This is a genomic window from Pantoea sp. AG1095, from assembly GCF_003208415.1.
Classification (GTDB): domain Bacteria; phylum Pseudomonadota; class Gammaproteobacteria; order Enterobacterales; family Enterobacteriaceae; genus Pantoea; species Pantoea leporis.
In genome coordinates this window covers 351,010-373,594 of the sequence record NZ_QKMJ01000001.1, presented here as the reverse complement: position 1 = coordinate 373,594, position 22,585 = coordinate 351,010, and the positions used below count along the sequence as shown (strand labels likewise).

General features: G+C 54.1%; 17 protein-coding genes. 1 reads left to right on the top strand and 16 read right to left on the bottom strand.

The window, feature by feature from the left end; genetic code table 11:
- Nucleotides 1–129 precede the first annotated feature (129 nt).
- Genes mukB through cmoM form a run of 4 tightly spaced genes read right to left on the bottom strand, consistent with a single transcriptional unit; the run spans nt 130 to nt 7,412 of the window.
- Entirely contained in the window at nt 130–4,596 is a 4,467-nt protein-coding gene (gene mukB / locus DEU53_RS01770) for a chromosome partition protein MukB (protein WP_110865850.1), read from the bottom strand.
- A complete protein-coding gene (gene mukE, locus DEU53_RS01765) occupies nt 4,593–5,327 on the bottom strand; it encodes a chromosome partition protein MukE (protein ID WP_101760949.1) in 735 nt (244 codons plus the stop codon). Before mukE ends, mukB begins: the two co-directional genes overlap by 4 nt.
- Entirely contained in the window at nt 5,308–6,630 is a 1,323-nt protein-coding gene (mukF, locus tag DEU53_RS01760; RefSeq protein ID WP_110865849.1) for a chromosome partition protein MukF, read from the bottom strand. Before mukF ends, mukE begins: the two co-directional genes overlap by 20 nt.
- Nucleotides 6,627–7,412, bottom strand: coding sequence for a tRNA uridine 5-oxyacetic acid(34) methyltransferase CmoM (cmoM, locus tag DEU53_RS01755; protein ID WP_110865848.1), 786 nt, complete (start codon nt 7,410–7,412; stop codon nt 6,627–6,629). The genes mukF and cmoM overlap by 4 nt, the downstream gene beginning before the upstream one ends.
- A 124-nt stretch (nt 7,413–7,536) precedes the next feature.
- Here cmoM and elyC point away from each other — a divergent pair, with 124 nt between their 5' ends.
- Complete coding sequence (gene elyC / locus DEU53_RS01750; RefSeq protein ID WP_110865847.1) at nt 7,537–8,322, top strand: envelope biogenesis factor ElyC; 786 nt, start codon at nt 7,537–7,539, stop codon at nt 8,320–8,322.
- Here the strand turns inward: elyC and DEU53_RS01745 are convergent.
- The 12 genes from DEU53_RS01745 to serC form a co-directional block, all read right to left on the bottom strand.
- Nucleotides 8,302–9,195 (bottom strand): YcbJ family phosphotransferase, encoded by an 894-nt coding sequence (locus tag DEU53_RS01745; RefSeq protein WP_101760952.1) that lies wholly within the window; start codon nt 9,193–9,195, stop codon nt 8,302–8,304. The genes elyC and DEU53_RS01745 overlap by 21 nt on opposite strands.
- Before the next feature lie 110 nt (nt 9,196–9,305).
- Nucleotides 9,306–10,055, bottom strand: coding sequence for a 3-deoxy-manno-octulosonate cytidylyltransferase (kdsB, locus tag DEU53_RS01740; RefSeq protein ID WP_049851021.1), 750 nt, complete (start codon nt 10,053–10,055; stop codon nt 9,306–9,308).
- On the bottom strand, nt 10,052–10,234 hold the full coding sequence (locus DEU53_RS01735; protein WP_007887424.1) for a Trm112 family protein: 183 nt from the start codon (nt 10,232–10,234) through the stop codon (nt 10,052–10,054). Before DEU53_RS01735 ends, kdsB begins: the two co-directional genes overlap by 4 nt.
- 90 nt (nt 10,235–10,324) lie before the next feature.
- A complete protein-coding gene (locus DEU53_RS01730) occupies nt 10,325–11,542 on the bottom strand; it encodes a winged helix-turn-helix domain-containing protein (RefSeq protein ID WP_110865846.1) in 1,218 nt (405 codons plus the stop codon).
- A gap of 22 nt (nt 11,543–11,564) precedes the next feature.
- Nucleotides 11,565–12,566, bottom strand: a complete 1,002-nt coding sequence (lpxK, locus tag DEU53_RS01725) for a tetraacyldisaccharide 4'-kinase (protein WP_110865845.1) — start codon at nt 12,564–12,566, stop codon at nt 11,565–11,567.
- The gene (msbA, locus tag DEU53_RS01720; protein ID WP_110865844.1) at nt 12,563–14,311 is read right to left on the bottom strand and encodes a lipid A ABC transporter ATP-binding protein/permease MsbA; all 1,749 of its coding nucleotides are present in this window, start codon (nt 14,309–14,311) and stop codon (nt 12,563–12,565) included. The genes lpxK and msbA overlap by 4 nt, the downstream gene beginning before the upstream one ends.
- Before the next feature lie 34 nt (nt 14,312–14,345).
- Nucleotides 14,346–16,604, bottom strand: coding sequence for a DNA internalization-related competence protein ComEC/Rec2 (locus tag DEU53_RS01715; protein ID WP_110866430.1), 2,259 nt, complete (start codon nt 16,602–16,604; stop codon nt 14,346–14,348).
- A 206-nt stretch (nt 16,605–16,810) separates the two neighbouring features.
- Nucleotides 16,811–17,095: an integration host factor subunit beta gene (gene ihfB / locus DEU53_RS01710; protein WP_003849360.1), complete on the bottom strand. Its 285-nt coding sequence runs from the start codon at nt 17,093–17,095 to the stop codon at nt 16,811–16,813.
- A gap of 86 nt (nt 17,096–17,181) precedes the next feature.
- Complete coding sequence (gene rpsA, locus DEU53_RS01705; protein WP_052025984.1) at nt 17,182–18,858, bottom strand: 30S ribosomal protein S1; 1,677 nt, start codon at nt 18,856–18,858, stop codon at nt 17,182–17,184.
- A gap of 121 nt (nt 18,859–18,979) precedes the next feature.
- Complete coding sequence (cmk, locus tag DEU53_RS01700; protein WP_101760957.1) at nt 18,980–19,660, bottom strand: (d)CMP kinase; 681 nt, start codon at nt 19,658–19,660, stop codon at nt 18,980–18,982.
- A gap of 197 nt (nt 19,661–19,857) precedes the next feature.
- Nucleotides 19,858–21,144 carry a 3-phosphoshikimate 1-carboxyvinyltransferase gene (gene aroA / locus DEU53_RS01695; RefSeq protein WP_110865843.1) on the bottom strand — a complete coding sequence of 429 codons (1,287 nt, stop codon included), beginning with the start codon at nt 21,142–21,144 and terminating at the stop codon, nt 19,858–19,860.
- A gap of 80 nt (nt 21,145–21,224) precedes the next feature.
- Nucleotides 21,225–22,310 (bottom strand): 3-phosphoserine/phosphohydroxythreonine transaminase, encoded by a 1,086-nt coding sequence (gene serC / locus DEU53_RS01690; protein WP_101760959.1) that lies wholly within the window; start codon nt 22,308–22,310, stop codon nt 21,225–21,227.
- Nucleotides 22,311–22,585: the final 275 nt, after the last annotated feature.

The following is a 22,585-nucleotide window of genomic DNA, read 5'->3' as shown; positions in this document are numbered from 1 at the left end:
GCGCCCTGTGATCGCCATGTACAGCCATACTCATAATGTTGAGTATACGAATAAAAAACGGCATCTGCCTCTCAGTGCAGATGCCGCATACAGATTAAACGTAGTGCTGTTTTTTAACCAGATTAAGCGCTATGAATTCTCATATTCAAGACCGACCTTAGGACTTTGATCCTTGCTCGGTGCAGGATCTGCCGAGAAGCCGCGCAGCCCAACCACATGCACATGTTCGGTGTTATTGAACATTTTACGCACCAGTTTGTAGGTGGTGCCTTTTTCCGGGCTGATGTTCTCTGGCGCCGCGATGATCAGCTGCATCTCCAGACGTTCGCACAGCTCAAACAGTGTGGCGATCGAACGCGCATCAAGACGTGCCGCTTCATCGAGGAACAGCAGACGACACGGCGAAATATCTTTGCCACGCAGACGACGTGATTCCTCTTCCCAGCTCTGTACCACCATCACCAGAATCGACATCCCGGTACCGATCGCTTCACCGGTAGAGAGCGCGCCACTTTCTGCACGCAGCCAGCCGTCAGTGCCACGGTTCACTTCCACTTCCATCTCAAGATAGTTGCGGTAGTCGAGCAGTTCTTCACCGATGGTTTGCGGCGTGCGCTGGCCCATATCGATCTGCGGATTCAGGCGCTGATAGAGTTTCGCCAGCGCTTCCGAGAAGGTTAAGCGGTTGCTGGTAAACAGATCCTGATGCTGTTCATGCTCTTCCGACAGCGTATCCAGCAGCGTTGAGTGCGCTTCACGCACGTTCACGTTGAGGCGCACGCTGCGCACCTGACCAAAGCTCACCGCCTGCAACCCCTGGTTCAGCTGGCGAATACGGTTTTGCTCGCGCTGGATGGTTTTACGAATGATGTTCGCCGCACTGCGTGAGCTGATTGCCAGCGTCTGTTCACGCGCCGTCAGCTCTTCGGTCAGACGATTCAGCTCAATCTCCATCTGCTCGATGGCTTCAACCGGATCGTCGGTACGAATGATGTCCTGGCGAATACGTTCGCGCAGATGCTGATACACCGCGATAAAGAACTGAATCTTACGTTCCGGACGTTTCGGATCTTCAGACATACGCAGCACATCGCGCAGATGTTCGTTATCCGCCACCGCCAGACGCAGCGCACCCAGCGCCTTATCCGACATCGAACGCAGCTCATCGCCGCTGAGATAGGCCAGCTCGCGACGATGTAGACGACGCTCAACGCCATTCTCTTTCACCAGACGCAATACCGTGCACCAGCCCGCTTTCGCGCTGACCACCTGCTCACGAATCTGATGATAATCGCGTTCCAGCTTGCGCAGTTTTTTCTGCAGGCTGTCCATTTCGGCTTCACAGAAGGTGATCTGTTTTTCCAGTTGGTTGCGACGCGCACGGTTGTGGCTTAGCGCGCTATACAGCTCATCACGACGAATGCGCGCGCGCTCTTCTGCACTGGCATCGGCATGCACGCCGATATCCTGCATCTCTTGTTGCAACTCTTTCAGCATGTCGCGTTTGGCATCGTATGAACTTTTTAGCGATGCCAGCACCTGCGAATACTGCGTCAGCTGGGCCTGATGTCCACGCAGACGTTCGCGTGCGCGGCTGCGCTCGCCTTCCGCCTGCTCCAGACGCTGACGCAACTGTTCGTTGAGATCGCTGTTGCCACCTAGCATGCCAGCCGAACTTTCATAGCTGAAGTGCGCGCGGCGCTGCACCACTTCGGTCAGCGCAAAGGCTTGCTGACGCGCATCACGCTGCTGCTGCTGTGCCTGCTGATAGTCGCGCTGCAGCTGTTCGTGCTGCTGCGGATCGCTTTGCAGTACCGCAATCAGCGGCTCCAGCTTGCTGAGTTTGCTGCCGTGCTGATGCAGGAAACGCGCGGCTTCCTGTGCTTCTTCAACGCGCTCGCGGATCTCTTCACAGCGATCGCCAAGCGTGTCGTCGAGCAGCAGATTAACGCGCGGCAACAGGCGGTTCAGCTGGCTGACGCCCTCTTTTGCCTGCTCAAACTGCGCGCGCTGCTGCTGATTGTCATTTTCATGCTGCGCCAGCGCGCGCTCCAGCTCGCCACGACGGCTGTTAAGCTGACGAATCTGCGCTTCCGGATCTTCGTCAAACGCCACCGCTAAATGGCTGCCGATGAAGCGGCTAAAGGATTGATGCAGACGCTGGGTTTTCTGTACATCAAACGACAGCGTGGCATAACGTTCAGCCAGCTGTTCACGTTCGTTGTTCAGCAACTCAAGCTGGTTTTCACGCGCCGCGCGACCAAACAGCGGCACTTTCGGGAAGCGGGAGTAGCGCCACTGACGCTCAGCCACTTTCACCACCACCGCTTTTTCCAGCTCTTCGACGCTAAATACGCTGTCGTCAAAGGCTTGCGGATCGCCTTCAATCAGATAGAGATCTTCCGGGCACTCGTCTAAACCGTCGAGCAGGTCGCGCACCAGCGACAGATCTGGCACCACGATGGCGTGGCGCGATGGACCGTATAGCGCCGAGAAGTACGGTGCATCATCCAGCGTAACGTCATCATAAATTTCCGACAGCAGCACGCCGCCAAAACGTTCCGCCAGCTGCGTCAGTCGCGCATCTTCCGCACCGCCCGGTTGGCTCAGACGTTCAATCTGCTGTTCAACTTCGCGCTTACGCGCGGCCAGCTCGTCGCGCTCAACCGTGGTTTCACGCTCGCGCTCCAGCAGTTGCTGCATAAATTCGGTGATTTGCTGGCTGCTGTTCAGCTCCTGACCGGTTTGCTCGCTCAGCTGCGTCAGGATTTCCTGCGCCGCCAGCCAGTGTGGCGCACGCGCGGTCAGCGCAGTGATGCGTTCACGCAGCTGCTCCAGCTCCTGACGCATCAACATGCGGCGTTCACCGGCATCGGCAACGCTGCTATTCAGTTGCTCAATCTGCGCTTCGAGTTCACGCTGCAAGCCGTCCAGCGCATCCGCATCGTATTGCTGGCCCTGACGTTTGCAGAAATCCGCCAGCAAACGCTCAGCATCATGCTGCTCACGCAGACGGGTTTCTAATTCATTGAGGCGCAGACGCAGCGAGGAAAGCTGTTCGGCCTGGTGGCGCTGATTGCCAGCGTCGCGCAGTAATTCGCGCCCCACTTGCCACGCATCCTGACGACTGACGTCACCGGCGATGCTGGTAACTAACGCTAACGCTTGCTCAAACTGGCTGTGTGCCGCTTCGGCGACGCTCAGTTTCTGTTCCAGACGCAGCAGGCGCTCGGTGGCTTCTTCTTCACGCGCCTGGAAGGTTTCCTGCCATTCGGCCGCGTTATCGATGGTTAAATCAGGCAGCTGACACTGCGTGCGCGCCTTTTCCAATGCTTGCAAAGCTTGCTGATACTGGATTGCCCGCGTCTGTTGCACGTCGAGCGCCTGCTGGAAATCGGCGAGTTGGCTTTTTAGCTCATCGACTTCCACTTCAGCCGCTTCGGCGCGTGCTTCATTCTCTTCCTGCACTTCGCGCGCTTCGGCAACCACTTCGTTCTGCTCTTCGAGGCGATAGGTCAGCTCTTCCAGATCGGCATCGTAACGCTCGATTTTTTCCTGCTGGCGCATGGCGGTTTGCACCAGATTCAGGTGGTCGCTAGCGCCCTGATAATCGCTTTCCAGATCGCTCTCAGCACCGCTGTGCTCGGACAACTCGCGCGCCATTTCAATGTGGCGATACTGTTCGGAAATCAGCTGGTTGCGGCTGGTAAACAGCTCATTACGCAGCTGCAGCGCACCGTCGAGGTGAATACGACGCTCGTTGGCGTGGCGCATGTAGTCGGCGGAAACGTAGTTGGTGGCTTCCGAGATCAGATGCTTAAACAGGTCGCGATCGGATTGGGTGACGCGAATCGCTTCCAGCGTCATACGGTTTTCCCGCAGTGCAGCTTCCATATCCTGGAAGGCTTTACGCACGCCGCCATTTTCTGGCAGCAGGTAATCGCGCAGTGAACGGGTGATAGCGCTGGAGATACCGCCGTACAGCGAAGCTTCAATCAGGCGATAAAACTTACTGCGATCGCTAGCGTTACGCAGACGACGCGGCACCACTCCGAGCTCGAACAGCACCGCATGGTAATCGGTGACCGAGTTGTACTGTTTGAACTGCACGCCTTCCTGTGCTTCCACTCGCTCCTTTACTTCCGTCAGCGGCAACACGCGCGCCTGGCGGTTATTAAGGATTTCGGTCAGCATATCGGTCGCCTGTGAATCGCTCGGCAAGCCGTGAATACTGAATGGTTTGATATCGACCTTTTTATCGCGTCCCGCCACCTGCTGCAGACGTACACCAACAATCACGCGCTGATGGCGTGAGTTAACCACATCCAGCACCGAATAACAGACGCCGGCGCGTAGCTTGCCGTGCAAACCTTTATCACGCGAACCGGAAGTTGCACCGGCTTCGGTGGTGTTACGGAAGTGCAGCAAGGTTAAGTCGGGGATCATCGCCGTCACGAAGGCGGCCATGGTGGTGGATTTACCCGCACCGTTACCGCCCGAAAGCGTGGTGACCAGTTCATCAAGATCAAAAGTACGGGCAAAGAAGCCGTTCCAGTTGATCAGCGTTAGCGAACGAAATTTACCGCGTTCAATCATGCTTGTTCATCCTCCGCGTTATCACTCGCGTCGCTTTCAGCGTCAATATCGTTATCTGCTTCATCGTTCTCAGTCGCAGCCGGCGCACTTTCCAGCGTCATCGCTTCACCGTCACGTATCAGGCGCAGCTGCGCTTCACGCGCATCGTCACCGCTGCGCACGTCGGCGCCAAAGCGGAACACTGATTCGGTGATGCGGAATTTGCTGCTGTCGTTGCCCATAAACCACACCATGCCGAGACGGCGCAGGCGACTCAGCGACGCGCGCATTTTTTCCTGCAGCTTGGCGCGGTCAAGATCGGAACCGGTGGAACGCTGATTGACCAGCTTGAGCAGTTTGCTCTCATCGGCCAGCGACAGCAGTTCGTCGTACAGCTCTTGCTGGGTAAAAATCCCCTCATTCGCCAGACGTTCCGGGCTGAGATAGAGATAGCAAAGAATTTTGCCCACCATCATATCCAGCTCGGACAACACCGAGCGCGGAATCAAAGTGGTTGAACGCGGACGCAGATAGAAGAAGCCTTCCGGCGCACGGATCAGCTCAACGTTGTAGCGCGCGTAAAACTCTTCGAGATATTCCTGGTAATCCATCAGGAAGGCGTGATTATCCAGCTCTTCAATGCCAATGTGGCGACCCGCGCGTAACTGGCTATCGAGCGCCGGGAAAATCGGGTTTGCCAGAGCCAATGCCAGTTTGACTGGCATCACTTGTTCAATATTTGTCGATGACATGTGCCTGCACCTTGGCTCCGTAATCATTAATGGCCTGCCATTGCGCAGGCAGACCGGCTAAATCAGCTTCGGCCACGCCGAGTCGCACCGCTTGATCGATGACGATACGCGCCAGATCAAAGTGGCGCGCGCGCGGATACTGCGACAGATAGTCGCGCATCACCGTGGCCAGATGGAGCGGCTTCTGCTCCTGCTTATAAATCTGCAGCGCCTCTTCGATCATCGCGGCCAGCTGCTCGCGAATCTCATTAAACTCTTCGTATTCCATTTCCGGCGGCAGCTCGCCCATCACCTCGTCATTACGCAGCGTCATCTCTTCATCGCGCATATCGTAAAGACGATCGGCATTGGCGTATGTCAGCGCCCACGGCTGATCGAAATAGTTTTGCACCGACAGGCGTAAACGCTGAGCAAACACGCGGTTCTTATCCATGTCGATGGCGGTACGAATAAACTTGTGTACGTGGCGGTCGTAGCCGATCCACAGATCGATAGCCTGCTGGCCCCAGCTGATGATGCGATCGAGCTTGTTTTGCAGGTCAAACACCAGCTTATCGACAAAGCCCAGATCCGGGCTGCTCAGCGTCGCATCCTGGATGCGCAGCAGGTTGGCCTGCAGCTTATCGCCGGCCGCCTCCAACGTATCCTGCAGTTCACGCAGCGTACCGGACGTTTCCGACAGCAACATTTCACAGCTGGAGATCGCCGCGCGCCAGTCTTTGTTAAGCAGATCGGCAATATCGGTTTTCACCGCTTGCTGCTGCTCATCCATCAGACGCTGCGTCATGTCGATGCTATCGAAGATTTCCGCCACCGAATATTTCAGCGGCGCAAACACGTTACGATGCCAGTGGAATTCATCACCGTCCTCTTCGGCTGCATCCGCGGCGCGTTTCAACTCCTGCGCCACAATCGACAGCTGCATCGACAGGCGCAGCGTGGAGAACTCGCGCTGGCGGATGTAATAGTCGGTAATGCCGATGGCGAGTGGCGTCAGGCGATAGATGGCATGCCCTTCCGTCAGCTCGCTGGTAAAGCGGTTCAGCAAGCGCTGACGCACCATGTCATTAATGGCGTTATTGGCACGGACCTGCACGGTTTCGTGGGTTTGTTCGAATGCTTTGCTAACGTGACGAAACGCGTCAATCAGGTCGCCTTCACTCATCTCGCCGTCCATGCGCTCACCGTTTAAGGTGGCGATGGCCAGCAAAAAGGCCAGACGTTCTACCGGCAGCGCAAGCGAAAAATCGTTCTTGCGCGCCCATGCCACCAATTCGGGGACCGTCTGGGAAAATTCGCTCATAGTTGATCCTTCTGGCTGGGTTTGCGCGCGGTCACGTGGATATAGCGCCCTAAGCTTAAAAAGGGCTCCTGGCGACAGAAACGCCGTTCCATCTCAATGATTTCCTCAACGCTCTTCCCTGCGCCGGGTTGCGGCTTCATGTAATCACAGAAGACGCGAATACCCGCACGCCGTTCAATTTTAAATCCGCAGTTTGTCAGCCAACGCGTCACATCATCCGGATCGCGCGGGAAATCGGGCGACAGCGTGCGCTTTTTACGTTTGCTCATATTGGCGCGCATATAGCCGAAGTTGCCAAGCGTCAGGGTGCGGAAGGTTAAGCCATGCGCGTTGTAAAACATCAACGACAGCACGCCGCCGGGCTTGAGCGTGTGCCACAGCGCTTGCAGCACCTCTTCCGGATGCGCGACCCATTCCAACACCGCGTGAAACAATACCAGATCAACCTGCGTATCCAAATGTTCGCCCACCTGCTGGGCGCTAATTTGTTTGAATTGCATGTTGTGGCTCACACCCGCGGCAAGCGCATGGGCTTCCGCCAGCTTCAGCATCTCAGCAGAGAGATCGCACAGCACAACCTGATGACCGCGCGCCGCCAGGCCGCTTGAGACTTGTCCCACGCCGCCGCCGGCATCCAGCACCTTCAAGGATCCGGCAGGCAATGTCGGTAACAGAGCTTCCAGTTCGTCCCAGACAATCGCCTGGCGCACTTGCCCTTTGCGCGTGCCATAAATGTTCTGTGAGAATTTGTCCGCCAGATCGTCAAAGTTACGATCCTGCATGATGATGGCTCCGCTTTGCTGCATTCAACTTGTGCTATTTTGTCACAGGCTCAACAAGAATGAACCTTTCATGCCGCAGTAACCGTCTGGCAGCTGTTTTTTTGGACAAAAGAGGCCTTATTCGATGTTTTTCGCATTTAAAAAAGTCATTGGCGGGATGTTGCTTCCCTTGCCGCTGCTGTTATTACTGATGGCGGCAGGACTTTTGCTGCTCTGGTTCAGCCGCTGGCAAAAAAGCGGCAAAATCCTCATCTCTTGCAGCTGGCTGCTGCTGCTGATTTTGAGCCTGCAGCCGGTTGCCGATCGCCTGCTGTCACCGCTGGAAAATCATTATCCCACCTGGAACGGAAACGAGCCGGTCGATTATATCGTGGTGCTCGGCGGCGGCTATACCTTCAATCCGAATTGGGCACCGAGTTCCAACTTGATTAATAACAGTCTGCCGCGTGTGGCCGAAGGCGTGCGTCAGTGGCGGCGCTATCCGCAGGCCAAAATGATCTTTACGGGCGCAGCAGCCGGCGAAAACCCACGCAGCAGCGCCAGCGTGGCGGCCGAAGTGGCGGAAAGTCTGGGCGTGCCGCAAGAAGCGATTATTCAGTTGGATCAACCAAGGGATACGATTGGTGAAGCACGCGCGGTGAAACAGACGATTGGTGAACACCCGTTCTTACTGGTGACTTCCGCCAACCATCTGCCGCGTGCCATGCATTTCTTTCAAAGTGCCGGCATGAATCCGCTGGCCGCACCGGCAAATCAGTTGGCGGTGACCTCGCCGCTAAACTGGTGGGAACGCGTTATTCCGTCACCGCTGTGGCTGGCACACAGTGAGCGTGCGATCTATGAAACGCTGGGACAAACCTGGCAGAAGCTGCGCGGTGACGATCTCACCTCAACCCAGCCAGGGGAGTAATTGCGCGCGGGCGTGATCGAAGCGCGGACGGTCAAACTGTCCGCTGCTGACCAACGTGTCGACGCAATCCCACAGCTGATACAACCAGCGCCGCCAGAGAAAACCTTCCGCCACGGGCGCACGCTGCAGATAGTGCTGCAGCAATGACGCTTCTGCGCCGCTATCCGCCAGGCGCATCAGATCGTATTCGCGCGGTGCCCAGAGAATGTTGCCCGGCTGCATCATGGCAATAAGCTGATCGCTGTGCGCGTCTTTTAACATACTGGCTAAGCGCAGATTGCCGTGCATCAATACGCAGGGATCGTCAAATCCGTTGAACAGACGCGGTAATAGCTGACGGCTGCGAAACAGAATCTGACGATCTTCCAGTGTAAAAAACGGCGGTGACAAATAACCCAGCGTTGACCACAACACATCCACCCGCTGGCGATACCATGCGGGCCAGTTATTCTCCTGCACGCTGTCCACGCTGCCGACTAAGCCATGGCTGTCAATACGATGCCACGCCAGCACGCCTTCGACGATCTGTTCGCACAGCTGTTCCCAGCGCGCTGCGCTGCGGGCCGGAGCTTCCGCAGATACACCGTTAAAGCGTGCCATCAACAACATTTCATGTACCGGCTTTTGCTGGCTAAGCACCAGACCAAACACGGCAGGCACGGCGATCAAGCCATCATGGCCGAGCATGGTCAGTTTTTTAGCTTCCAGCGCAGCGCGTCCCTGATGACGAAAATACTTTGCCACCAGCGGCATCGGTTTACCGGCGTTATCGTAAAGCGCATACAGCCGCGTGTGCGCCTGCTCGCTAATGGTTTCGAGACGACTGATGCTTTCACCAAGCACCAACGCGAGTTCTGAACGGAGCTGTTCCATGCAATATCCTCCGACGTCAAAGGGCTGGAATATGCTGGAGGTGATGGCGGCGCAAAGCTTAGCGCCAGATCAAACTTTCAGGCCAGCGAGAGCCGCTGGCCGGTCGGAGATTAACCCTGCATAGCGAGACGAACCCGCTCAAGGTCTTCCGGCGTATCCACCCCAACACTTGGGATAGTTTTTGCCACCGCGACGTGAATCTTTTCACCGTACCACAGCACGCGCAGCTGTTCGAGCAACTCAATGTGCTCCAGCGGGCAAGGTTCCCACGCGATGTAGCGACGGATGAAACCGGCGCGATAGGCGTAGATGCCAATGTGGCGGAGCAGCGTGTCGCCAATCTGCTCGCGCGAACGCGCATAACGCTCGCGATCCCAGGGAATGGTGGCGCGTGAGAAGTAGAGCGCATAACCTTTGGCGTCCATCACCACTTTCACCGCGTTCGGGTTAAAGGCTTCTTCTGCATCGGTGATCGGCACCGCCAGCGTCGCCATCCCGGCTTCAGATTGCGCCAGATTACCTGCTACCTGACGTACAATCTCCGCCGGGATCATCGGCTCGTCGCCCTGCACGTTAACGATGATCGTGTCGTCGGCAAACTGATACTTTTCGATCACTTCGGCCAAACGCTCAGTTCCGGACTGATGATCGACCCGCGTCATGCACACTTCGCCGCCAGCCGCAGTTACCGCCGCAGCCACATCCGGATGATCGGTGGCGACAATTACGCGATCGGCACCCGATTCACGGGCGCGTTCCATAACGTGCAGCACCATCGGTTTACCCTGAATATCCACCAGCGGTTTGCCGGGCAGACGGGTTGAAGCATAACGCGCAGGAATAATGGCAACAAAACTCATGGATGAATCTCTTCAACAGACAGCGTACGCGCTTCCACTTCCAGCAGCACTGGAATACCGTCACGTACCGGGTAAGCCAGGCCATCCGGTTTACAGATCAGCTCTTGCTGCTCTTTGTTGAAATAGAGTTTTCCGTTGCATACCGGGCAAGCAACGATTTCGAGTAAACGGTGATCCATAATCTTCTCCATTCAGGACCGATTCAGACGGGTAGCATAGCATAATAGCGTGCGCGTGAATGACGCACTCAAGCCGGACAAATGGCAGCTTTATTCACCAATCGACCAGCGATTTGACCAGGCAGCCAGCAGTTCTGCTGGCGCATTTTCGATAATCACTTGGTTGGCGCCTTGCCACGCGGCGAAGCGATTAATGGCTTTTTGGACGTCATTAAGGAAAGCGTTACTGATGCGTGTGCCCTCTTCCAGCCAGAATGCACGAATCACTAATTGCTGCGCCTGACGCTCCATTTTGGCATCAATGCGCGCTTTCAATAATCCGCGATGCAGGACCGGCAGGACAAAATAACCATATTTGCGCTTTTCCGCAGGCGTATAGCACTCAATGCGGTAATCAAAATTGAACAGCTCCAGCGCGCGACGACGATCCCAAACCACTGGATCAAAGGGTGACAACAGCGCGGTATGCGTGGCAGAGAGTGGCTTTTCCAGCAGCGGCAATAATGCGTGGTGTAACCACATTTCGCCCAGTTGCTCGACCTCAACACGCACAATTTCTCCGCGCGCAGCCGCATCCTCAAGCCATGATTTGAACGGTGCGCGTTTGAGCCGGTAATAATCGGCTAACCAACTGCCACGGAAAATGCCGAGACTGCGCGCGCTGTGACTCAGCATCTGTATCACCGCTTCGTCTTCACTTAACGCATGCCGTTCATCAATCCAGTCCGGCATCACGCGGCTGTGCAGATCGTAAACCCGCTGGAAGTTGCGCCGCTCCACCACCATCAACTGACCCGCGCTGAACAAATTCTCCAGATGACGCTTATGCGGCTTCCACGCCCACCAGCCCGGTTTGGTCTGTTTATCATTACTGAAATCGGCTGCTCGCACTGGGCCGTTGGCGGAGATGTGTTGCAGAAGGTCAGTGATTTCCTGTTGATGTTCCTCAACCCACCGCTGGTTGTACTTCCAGCCCAGTCGCTGCGGTTCCAGCATGCGGTGGCGCAGCAACGGGTAATCTTCGGAAGGAATAAAACAGGCTTCATGAGCCCAATATTCAAATAATGCGCCCGAGGCCAGCGCCTCTTCCAGCCAGTTGGTCTGATACGCGCCAAGGCGGCTAAACAGCACCAGATAAGGACTGCGTGCCACCACATTGATGGTATCAATTTGCAGCAAAGACATCTGACGCACAGTCGCGTGTATATCGGCAAAGCGCGCACGTCGGCCTAAAGGACGTAATAGTCCCTGAGCAGCCAGATGCAGATGACGAGCAGTTTGCAACGAGAGGGAAGCGACGAGGTTCATAACTCCATTCCCTTTTCGGTGGTTAGCGCGAACGGGCGTCGCGCGCGGTAGTGCAGAGATGGGTGATATCGTCTAACAAGGTTGTCACCGCCGCGCCTTGCAGATGCGCATCAACCGGCAAATACCACCAGTTTGGGCGAGCAAAGCTACGGCATTTTACCGCATCTTTTTCCGTCATCAGCAAGCACTGATCTGCCTGAGTCAGACGCCGCAATTCGTCTTCGCTGTAAGCATGGTGATCGGCGAAGGCAATTTCAGCCACTGGCTTGATGCCTTGCTGCTTAAGCGTGTTGAAGAAGCGCGGCGGATGACCAATGCCGGCCATCGCGACAATTTCCGGTAATTGCGCTAACGCCACGCTTGCACCGTTGATCAGGTTGACCGCCAGACCGGGCTGCAATGACATCGCAATTTCGCCCGCCTGCGCATCGCCGCCGTTAACAATCACCGCATCTACGGTGCTAAGTCGTGAGGCGCGTTCACGCATCGGCCCGGCCGGTAACCACCAGCCATTGCCAAAACGACGCATCCCATCCACCACCACGATTTCGCGATCGCGCTGCAGCGCGTAATGCTGCAGGCCATCATCGGTAATAATCACATCCAGATCGTGCGCAGCGAGCAAGCCTTCTACCGCCAGACGCCGCCGTGGCGCAACGGCGACCGGCACCTGTGTGCGTTGAGCGATCAGCACAGGTTCATCGCCGGCCTGCGCCGTGGGCGTTTCAGCGGTAACCAGCAGCGGATAACGTTCAGCTTTTCCGCCGTAACCCCGCGACACCACGCCAGCACGTACTCCACGTTGTTGCAGCGCCTGCACCAACCAAATCACTACGGGCGTTTTACCATTCCCACCTGCGGTGAGGTTCCCCACCACAATCACAGGGCAAGGCGCGCGCCAACTTTTTCGCCAACCGCGCTGGAAGCTGAGGCGAATCAATAGGGTGATCGCCCCATAAAGCAGGCTCAGTGGCCATAGCAGCAGCCATAACGGCGAACGCCCGCTCCAGATGCGTTCGATCATTGACCGAACTGCAGTTTGTGAAGCTGCGCATAGGCGCCCTTCTGTTCAAGCAGCACGCTGTGAGTACCGCGTTCGACAATGCGACCATCTTCAACTACGACGATCTCATCGGCTTTCTCAATGGTCGACAGACGATGCGCAATCACCAGTGAGGTGCGATTTTTCTGCAACTCATCAAGTGCGGCCTGAATCGCCCGCTCAGATTCGGTATCAAGCGCTGATGTGGCTTCATCGAGAATCAAAATCGGGCAGTCGCGCAGTAACGCACGCGCAATCGCAATACGCTGACGCTGACCACCGGAAAGCAGCACGCCATTCTCACCTATCACGGTATCAAGGCCATTATCCATCTTCTGGATAAAGTCCATTGCATGCGCCATGGTCGCAGCCTGCTCGATTTGCTCGCGCGTGTATTGACCATTACGGGCATAAGAAATGTTGTTGGCGACGGTGTCGTTGAAGAGATGAACGTTCTGGGAAACCAACGCCACTTGATTACGCAGTGAACGCAGGGTGTATTCGCGCAGATCGTGGCCATCCAGCAGAATTTCACCGCTATCAATGTCGTAGAAGCGCGTCAGCAAGCTGGCCATAGTGGATTTACCAGAGCCAGAACGGCCGACCAGTGCAACGGTTTTACCGGCAGGCAGCGACAGGTTGATATCACGCAGCGCAGGAATTTCTCGGCCTGGATAGGTAAAGGTCACGTTGCGGAATTCCACATCACCCTTAGCACGATCCATTTCACGCTTGCCGTTATCCACTTCCTGCTCACTGTCAAGAATCGAGAACAGAGTCTGACAAGCCGCCATACCGCGCTGGAACTGTGCATTCACGTTGGTCAGTGACTTGAGCGGACGCATCAGGGCGATCATTGATGAGAAGACCACGGTGATGGTACCGGCTGTCAGCGTTTCCATCACGCTTGGGAAACTGGCGGCATAAAGCACAAATGCCAGTGCCAGCGAGGCAATCAACTGGATTACCGGATCAGAGATTGAAGATGCTGACACCAGTTTCATGCCTTGTTGGCGCATCCTGTTACTGACCTGAGAAAAACGCTTGGCCTCCACTTCCTGGCCACCAAAGATCAGCACTTCTTTATGCCCTTTTAGCATCTGTTCGGCGCTGGTGGTGACCTGTCCCATGGTGTTCTGCATGTTCTTACTGATGCTGCGGAAACGTTTGGAAACAGTACGAATAGCAAAGGAGACGATCGGTGCCAGCACAATGAGAATCAAAGACAGCTGCCAGCTGTAATAGAACATCATGATGAACAGGCCAATAATTGAGGCCCCTTCACGCACCACCGTAACCAGTGCACTGGAAGAGGAAGAGGCCACCTGTTCAGAATCGTAGGTGATGCGTGACAGCAGCGTCCCCGTTGATTGCTGATCAAAGAAGGTTACCGGCATGCCCATCATATGGCCGAACAGGCGGCGACGCATGTTCATGACCACGTTGCCGGACACCCATGAGATGCAGTAACTGGAGATATAGCTGGTCACGCCACGTACCAGCATCAGGCCAATTACCACCAGCGGCATCCACAGCATTACGGATCTGTCTGCTTTACCGAAGCCATCATCCAGTAAAGGTTTCAACAGAGAGAGCATCAGGGTATCGCCTGCCGCATTGAGTATCAGCGCCACCGCTGACACATACAGGCCAGCCTTGTGGGGCGCAATCATCGGCCAGAGTCGACGGAATGTCTGCCACGTTGAGAGATCTTTTTCTTGATGCATTATTTATTCACGCTGTTTGAAATAGCCGCTCATTCTACCTGGAATCGCGTTTGACGCCAAACCACTGATGGTACCATCGAGGCATTATTTGCTCTCTTAAGCCCTTAATTTGCCAATGACCTTGTCTGATACCCACATGAATCTGACCCGATTGTGCCGTGTCGTACCACATATAGCCTTGCTGACGATAGCGTTGCACCACGGCTGGCGCAGGCATACGCCAGGCGTTATACCGCGCCACCGAAGCAAATGCTGCTTTCCCAGCAACATTACGTAACAGTAATGCGCCTGATGAAGTCCGACTACCATGGTGCGGAACCTGCAAAATTGTCGCGTTCAGAGCCTCTTTTTCCAGCGCGACAATTTTTCTCTCGGCTTCTAACTCAATATCCCCGGTGAGTAACACGCTGAAGAGCCCGTCATCGACTCGCACCACACAGGAATCGTTATTTTGTCCCTGGGTCTGATTCTCCGGCGGCCACAAAGCGGTAAATTGCAATTTGCCCCACTCCCACCGCTGACCACGGAAGCATGGCAGGTGTCCGTCTTCCGCCAGGGCACTACGAATTGCTACCGCTGGATTAACTTTGAGCAATGAGTGTAGCCCACCACGGTGATCAAGATGCTTGTGGCTTAATATCAAAGAATGGAGGCTTCTGCCGTGATACTGCAACCATGGCAGAATGACGCGCGAACCGGCATCATCCTGTTTCCATCCCGGTCCAACGTCATATAACACCACTTCATTGCCCTGTGTAATGGCAATCGCCAGGCCATGCCCCACATCAATCATGTCGATTTGCCAGTCATCACGCTGTGCAGCGCTGCGCCAGAGGATGATTGCGAGTATCAGGCTAAAACACGGCATCACACTGCGATAAATCAGCTTGCTGCGCCAGAGAACTAATCCTACCCACAGCAGCACGATAGCAGGTAACGTATCGCTCCATGCCCACCAGCCAGCGGGTAACCACTGCAGCAGGAGCATTACCTTGCTTATGGAAAGATCCGCCAGAGACCATAATCCCGTTGAAATCAGCGGCACTGGCAATAGCATTGCCAGCAATATCAGTGGCACCGTGACAAAAGACACAACCGGCACCGCGATCAGATTTGCTAATAACGCACTCAGGCTTATTCCCTGAAACAGGAAGATTTGTAGTGGAGCCATGAGGATCATCATTCCTAACTGCAGATGTAGCAATTGCAATAACAGCCATCGACGCTTTGCGCGAAAGCGATGTGGTAATGGAAACCATTGATACCAGGCAATCAGCATCGCGACCGCCAGTGCCGACAACCAAAAGCTTTCTGACAGCACAGTTAATGGATCCAGTACCAGCAAAGCGCCGATACATAACGTCCAGACTTGCCAGCCACTGAGTTGCCAACCGACGCTGCGCATCCCTATCCAAAGTATGAGCGCGATCATCGCGCGCTGGGCCGGTGCATGACTGCCAGAAACCCACGTGTAAGTCGCTGCGGTCATAACACTAACCAGCAGCGGAAATAAATGACCAATCAAATGACCCGGCAAAATTACCTGGATAGCACGCGCCAACAGCCATCCAACGCTGGCAGCTAATGCAATATGCATTCCCGAGATTGCCATCAAGTGGGCAGTACCTGTTTCCCGCAGCAACTGTCGCTGTTCTTCAGTCATGTTGGTACGTATACCAAACGCTAAAGCCTGCATAATTGCCGGTTGTTTGAGCGTATCGAATGCGGGTAGATGATGATTAATTAAACGCGTCCGCCAGTTGCAAGTTAGCGAATCCACCTGCTGACTGATGATGCGCCCTTGCAGCGGCGTGTGATTAGACAAGGCAAAGCGCTGCAGATCGAACTCGCCTTGATTTAATCTGCCGTGGACGGCACGCAGTCGCAGTTTCATCTGCCAGCGCTGACCGGCACAGTACGGTTGCTCCATCGAAGCATTATTGAGCGTGACAAAGAGAGGTGGAAACTGATAACGCTGACCGACACGCAAGATTTGCACGGTTAATTGCTGCTTCTGTTCACGAACTTCAGTCACCCGTACAGTGGCTTCAATTGTGGCGGCAGTCAGATCCCCAATGGCATTGACCATCTGGCGGGCTTCAGTCAATGTCCAGGCCAACATTAAGAGAGCAATCCCTGCAAGCCGTAGCAACGTGATTGGCATCAACCCAAGCGCCACAGCGAATACAACCATGATGACTATTCCGTTGGCTGCGGGTATGTGCGGCAATATGCCCAACGGCAATGCCGAGGCAATCATCAATCTGGCCAGAACAATCCAGTTCATATGCATCATTACTCTCCCTCATTGGCGGAAGAGTGTGCCGAGAAAAGCAGGGATTTACTTCATTGAAAAGAGAGTGTGTCGCGATGGATTCCGAGACTTTTGCAGAGATTACATTGATGAGACTTCATTTTGGAAAGCAGGTCTCAATTCCGCATACTTTAAACAAAAAAAAACGACACCCTAAAGTGTCGTTTTTATCGTTCGGTAACGGCTTAGCCGTAGATGTTCGCACGGTCACGCAATTCTTTGCCCGGCTTAAAGTGGGGAACGTATTTACCTTCCAGATCCACTTTGTCGCCCGTTTTCGGGTTACGACCCGTACGCGGTGCACGGTAATGCAAAGAAAAGCTGCCGAATCCCCGGATTTCAATGCGCTCGCCCTGGGCCAACGTAGTGGCCATGTGCTCAAGCATCTCTTTGACCGCATCCTCAACGACTTTCGCCGGAATATGAGTATGCTGGCCAGCAAGTCTCTCAATTAGTTCTGACTTGGTCATGTAACCTCCGGTTAATCCTTATTTGGAAAGGTATGACAGCTTTTACCGAAACCGGACGATTTTCATCGTCCGGTGCCTTAGGTCGATTACTCGCCTTTAGCCGCTTTGAACGCTTCAGCCATCGCGCTAGAGAAGTTGCTGCCTTCATCCTGTTTGGTGTTAACAGTGTTGATAGCTTCTTTCTCATCAGCCTGGTCTTTAGCACGAACAGACAGGCTCACAACGCGGTTCTTACGGTCAACGCCGGTGAATTTAGCTTCAACGTCGTCACCAACACTCAGAACCAGAGTTGCGTCTTCGATGCGGTCCAGAGAAGCTTCAGAAGCGCGCAGGTAACCCTCTACGCCGTCAGCTAGTTCTACTGTAGCACCTTTCGCGTCAACTGCAGTGACTTTACCAGTCACGATAGCGCCTTTCTTGTTCAGGGTGATGTAGTTGTTGAATGGATCTTCAGCCAACTGCTTCACGCCCAGAGAGATGCGCTCGCGCTCTGCATCAACCTGCAGTACAACGGCAGCGATTTCGTCGCCTTTTTTGTACTCGCGAACGGCTTCTTCGCCAGTCGCGTTCCAGGAGATGTCAGACAGGTGAACCAGACCGTCGATGCCACCGTCCAGGCCGATGAAGATACCAAAGTCAGTGATTGACTTGATTTTACCTTCAACGCGATCGCCTTTGTTGTGGGTCTCAGCGAACAGCTGCCATGGGTTAGATTTGCACTGCTTCAGACCCAGGGAAATACGACGACGCTCTTCATCGATGTCCAGAACCATTACTTCAACCACATCGCCTACGTTTACAACTTTAGACGGATGGATGTTTTTGTTGGTCCAGTCCATTTCTGAAACGTGTACCAGACCTTCAACGCCTTCTTCGATTTCTACGAAGCAGCCGTAATCAGTCAGGTTGGTTACACGACCAGTCAGGCGAGTGCCTTCTGGATAGCGCTTAGCGATAGCAACCCAAGGATCTTCGCCCAGCTGTTTCAGGCCCAGAGATACACGGGTACGCTCGCGGTCGAACTTCAGCACTTTAACAGTGATTTCGTCGCCCACGTTGACGATTTCGCTCGGATGCTTAACGCGTTTCCAAGCCATATCGGTAATGTGCAGCAGGCCATCAACGCCGCCCAGATCCACGAATGCACCGTAGTCAGTGAGGTTCTTAACGATACCTTTAACTTCCATGCCTTCCTGCAGGTTTTCCAGCAGCTGATCGCGCTCAGCGCTGTTCTCAGATTCGATAACTGCACGGCGTGAAACCACGACGTTGTTACGTTTCTGATCAAGCTTGATTACTTTGAATTCAAGCTCTTTGCCTTCCAGGTGCAGAGTATCGCGAACCGGACGAACGTCTACCAGTGAACCTGGCAGGAACGCACGAATACCGTTCAGCTCAACTGTGAAGCCACCTTTAACTTTGCCGTTGATAACACCGGTAACAGTTTCAGCGTCTTCGTAAGCTTTTTCCAGCGTGATCCAAGCTTCGTGACGTTTAGCTTTCTCACGGGACAGCAGGGTTTCACCGAAGCCGTCTTCTACTGCGTCCAGCGCAACGTCAACTTCGTCGCCTACCTGGATTTCCAGTTCGCCGGCTGCGTTCTTGAACTGCTCTGCAGGAATTGCAGATTCAGATTTCAGACCCGCATCAACCAGAACTACGTCTTTGTCGATAGAGACAACAACGCCACGAACGATGGAACCCGGACGGGTTTCGATTTCTTTCAGGGACTCTTCAAAGAGTTGAGCAAAAGATTCAGTCATATTGATAATCTTAGGATTCTTCAATTTAACGTCCACCTGACTTCATTGTCGGATGGGGTTGTTTCACATGCCCTGCACCGGGTCCTTGGTACAGGGTTACAGCAATTCGGTTGCCGAAAGATTAAATGCCCAACTTACGCTTAGCATAATCAAGCGCCTTTTCAATCACTTGCTCAATCGACATACTGGTTGAATCCAGTACCAGAGCATCTGTGGCAGGCACTAAAGGGGCGATGGCACGATTACGATCGCGGTCGTCGCGTTCCTTTATCTCGGATAAAAGGCGATCAAAGTTAACATTAAAGCCTTTCTCCTGCAACTGTAGCATACGGCGATGCGCACGCTCTTCCGAGCTAGCGTCGAGGAATATTTTCACTGGCGCATCAGGGAAAACCACGGTTCCCATATCGCGTCCATCGGCGATTAAACCGGGCTCTTCGCGGAATGCGCGTTGGCGTCGAAGCAATGCCTCACGCACACGCGGAAAAGCGGCAACGCGCGATGCGGTGTTGCTGACTTCTTGCGTGCGGATTTCACCGGTGACATCTTCACCTTCAAGAACCACCTGCATTTCACCGTCAACCGATAGAAAACGCACATCAAGATGCGCAGCCATCGGTACTAATGCTTCCTCGGACTCAATATCCACCTGATGGTGAAGTGCGGCCAATGCTAAAACGCGATAAATAGCGCCAGAATCCAGTAAGTGCCACTGCAACGACTCCGCCATCGCTTTACATAAAGTCCCTTTACCCGCGCCACTTGGCCCATCGATGGTAATAACCGGGGCGATTGCCGTCATTGTTCTCTCCTGTTGCTGCGTGCTTATTGTCAGCCCTTCCAGGCCGCCTGGATTGCGCGGCATTATACGCTGCCTGCGTCGGGTTAGTACCCTTTAGCGTAGACAGCGCTAGAAATATAGACAGATTCAGAACAATTTCCGCCTGATAAGGCCAGAAGAGAGCAAAGAAACCCGGCGCTGTGCACCGGGTTAGACGATCAGGAAGTATGACTGATTTTCGCCAACTGCTGGAAATAGCTCGGGAAGGTTTTCGCAGTGCAGCCTGGATCAAGGATGGTTACCGGCGTATCGGACAGAGCCACCAGTGCGAAGCACATTGCCATACGGTGATCGTTGTAAGTACCGATGTCCGCATGTTGCAACTGAGCCGGCGGTGTGACACGAATAAAGTCTTGCCCTTCTTCTACTTCCGCCCCCACTTTGCGTAACTCAGTCGCCATCGCAGCAAGACGGTCGGTCTCTTTTACGCGCCAGTTATAGATGTTGCGCATCAACGTGGTGCCTTGAGCGAAGAGTGCAGTAGTTGCAATTGTCATTGCCGCATCCGGAATATGGTTCATATCCATATCGATTGCCGTCAGCGATCCGCGTGTGCAAGAGATATAGTCATCTCCCCACTCAATCACTGCGCCCATCTTTTCCAGCACATCAGCAAAACGGATGTCGCCCTGCACGCTGTTGCGGCCAATACCGGTTACACGTACGGTCCCCCCTTTAATGGCAGCGGCAGCGAGGAAGTATGATGCAGAAGACGCATCACCTTCCACCAGATAATCGCCCGGAGACTGGTACTGTTGCTGCCCTTTAACCACAAAACGCTGATAGTCCTGATTATCAACATCCACACCAAAGCAGCGCATCAGGTGCAAGGTGATATCAATGTAAGGCTTAGAAACCAGATCGCCTTTTATGGTGATGATGGTGTCTTGCTGCGCCAGTGGCGCGGTCATTAGCAATGCCGTGAGGAACTGGCTGGATACACTGCCATCGACGCTGACTTCCCCACCAACAAAACCGCCATTAAGACGCACTGGCGGATAATCGGTCTGTTCGAGATAGTCAATCTTTGCTCCGCCCTGACGCAGTGCATCAACCAGATGACCAATCGGACGCTCTTTCATGCGTGGCTCGCCAGTCAGAACGATTGACTGCTCGCCCAAACACAGCGCGGCAGCCAAAGGTCGCATCGCTGTACCTGCGTTACCGAGAAACAGCTCAAGCGGTTGTTCAGCATGTAAAGGGCCCGCGTTACCTACCACTTCGCATACGGTGCGATCGTCTGAGAGCGTATAGCTGACACCCAGCGCTTTGAGGGCATTCAGCATGTGCTTAACGTCATCGCTATCAAGCAAGTTAGTCAGGCGGGTGGTGCCCTTTGCCAGCGCGGCCAGCAAGAGTGCGCGGTTCGAGACGCTTTTTGAACCCGGTAAGTTTACCGTGCCGTCAACGCGAGCAATCGGTTGTAGAGTCAGGAAGTCCTGCATGTGAAACCAAATCTCCAGAAAATACGAGACCCCATCGAGTGACGGGGTCTGATACCAGACAAGCTGGCATGAAAAAGCAATTAGCCGTGGCGACGTTCGAAGTCGACCATGAACTCAGTGAGCGTTTTAACCCCTTCCAGCGGCATCGCATTGTAGATCGATGCACGCATACCGCCAACCACGCGATGGCCTTTCAACGCGTGCAGCCCAGCCTTGAGAGACTCTTCCAGGAACACTTTGTCCAATGAGGAATCGGCTAACTGGAATGGCACGTTCATACGTGAACGGTTTTCGCTTGCGACATCGTTACGATAAAATGCGCTGTTATCGATCACACCGTAGAGTAAGTCGGCTTTTGCCTGATTCAGCTTGTCCATTTCAGCCACGCCGCCCTTCTCTTTCAGCCATTTGAATACCAGGCCAGAGAGATACCATGCGAAAGTCGGCGGAGTGTTAAACATCGATTCGTTTTCGGCCAGCACCTTATAATCAAGGATAGAAGGCACATAACGTTGTGCTTTGCCTAGCAGATCTTCGCGCACAACCACTAAGGTTAAGCCCGCCGGTCCGATATTTTTTTGTGCGCCAGCGTAGATCACGCCATAGCGACTCACATCGATTGGACGAGACAGAATAGTAGAAGAGAGATCGGCAACTACGACTTTATCGCCAAAATCCGGCTCTTCATCGATAGCAATGCCATCAATCGTTTCGTTCGGGCAGAAATGGACATAAGCCGCATCATCATTTAACTGCCATTCACGCATTGGTAATAAAGCACGCTTACCATCACGCGTAGTTTTAATATCAATGGTATTTGGCGAGCAGAATTTCTCGGCTTCTTTAATTGCGCTGTGAGCCCAGTAACCGCCGTCAATATAATCCGCGGTTTTTGCATCACCCAGCAAGTTGCCGGGAATGGCCGCGAACTGCGCACGCGCACCGCCATGGCAGAATAAAACTTTGTAGTTGGCTGGGATCTTCAGCAGATCGCGAAAATCTTGTTCTGCCGCTTCTGCAACAGCAATAAACTCTTTACTGCGGTGACTGATCTCCATCACCGAGGTGCCTAATCCGTGCCAGTTTGTCAGTTCTTGTTCTGCGCGACGGAGCACTTCTACCGGCAGCATAGCCGGGCCAGAGCTAAAATTATAAACCTGAGTCATTTCCCCTCACCACTGTCATATCGAACGGTTATGAATACCCAACCGGTTTTATCATTGCCTCCAGATGGCTGCAATCATTAATCCGGCAGCGATCACATTTCCAGAGCCAGCTTCACCGCAGCTTATGTCATAAATGCATTAAGCCATGGAATTTTGTGAGGTTGTTCCAGAAAGAAAAATCGGCAAGCGGAATGGCGTAACAACCTTAACCAGTCTGAGATAAATTTGGCCGACTGAATAGCGAAGCACGCATAAAACCCGTATTATTGCGCGCT

Excerpts from the sequence above, each read along its gene's own strand:
- ihfB (WP_003849360.1), bottom strand. The coding sequence starts at position 17,095 with ATGACCAAGTCAGAACTAATTGAGAGACTTGCTGGCCAGCATACTCAT.
- kdsB (WP_049851021.1), bottom strand. The coding sequence starts at position 10,055 with ATGAGTTTTGTTGCCATTATTCCTGCGCGTTATGCTTCAACCCGTCTG.
- DEU53_RS01715 (WP_110866430.1), bottom strand. The coding sequence starts at position 16,604 with ATGCATATGAACTGGATTGTTCTGGCCAGATTGATGATTGCCTCGGCA.
- cmk (WP_101760957.1), bottom strand. The coding sequence starts at position 19,660 with ATGACGGCAATCGCCCCGGTTATTACCATCGATGGGCCAAGTGGCGCG.
- mukB (WP_110865850.1), bottom strand. The coding sequence starts at position 4,596 with ATGATTGAACGCGGTAAATTTCGTTCGCTAACGCTGATCAACTGGAAC.
- DEU53_RS01730 (WP_110865846.1), bottom strand. The coding sequence starts at position 11,542 with ATGAACCTCGTCGCTTCCCTCTCGTTGCAAACTGCTCGTCATCTGCAT.
- serC (WP_101760959.1), bottom strand. The coding sequence starts at position 22,310 with ATGACTCAGGTTTATAATTTTAGCTCTGGCCCGGCTATGCTGCCGGTA.
- lpxK (WP_110865845.1), bottom strand. The coding sequence starts at position 12,566 with ATGATCGAACGCATCTGGAGCGGGCGTTCGCCGTTATGGCTGCTGCTA.
- DEU53_RS01745 (WP_101760952.1), bottom strand. The coding sequence starts at position 9,195 with ATGGAACAGCTCCGTTCAGAACTCGCGTTGGTGCTTGGTGAAAGCATC.
- elyC (WP_110865847.1), top strand. The coding sequence starts at position 7,537 with ATGTTTTTCGCATTTAAAAAAGTCATTGGCGGGATGTTGCTTCCCTTG.
- msbA (WP_110865844.1), bottom strand. The coding sequence starts at position 14,311 with ATGCATCAAGAAAAAGATCTCTCAACGTGGCAGACATTCCGTCGACTC.
- rpsA (WP_052025984.1), bottom strand. The coding sequence starts at position 18,858 with ATGACTGAATCTTTTGCTCAACTCTTTGAAGAGTCCCTGAAAGAAATC.
- mukF (WP_110865849.1), bottom strand. The coding sequence starts at position 6,630 with ATGAGCGAATTTTCCCAGACGGTCCCCGAATTGGTGGCATGGGCGCGC.
- mukE (WP_101760949.1), bottom strand. The coding sequence starts at position 5,327 with ATGTCATCGACAAATATTGAACAAGTGATGCCAGTCAAACTGGCATTG.
- DEU53_RS01735 (WP_007887424.1), bottom strand. The coding sequence starts at position 10,234 with ATGGATCACCGTTTACTCGAAATCGTTGCTTGCCCGGTATGCAACGGA.
- cmoM (WP_110865848.1), bottom strand. The coding sequence starts at position 7,412 with ATGCAGGATCGTAACTTTGACGATCTGGCGGACAAATTCTCACAGAAC.
- aroA (WP_110865843.1), bottom strand. The coding sequence starts at position 21,144 with ATGCAGGACTTCCTGACTCTACAACCGATTGCTCGCGTTGACGGCACG.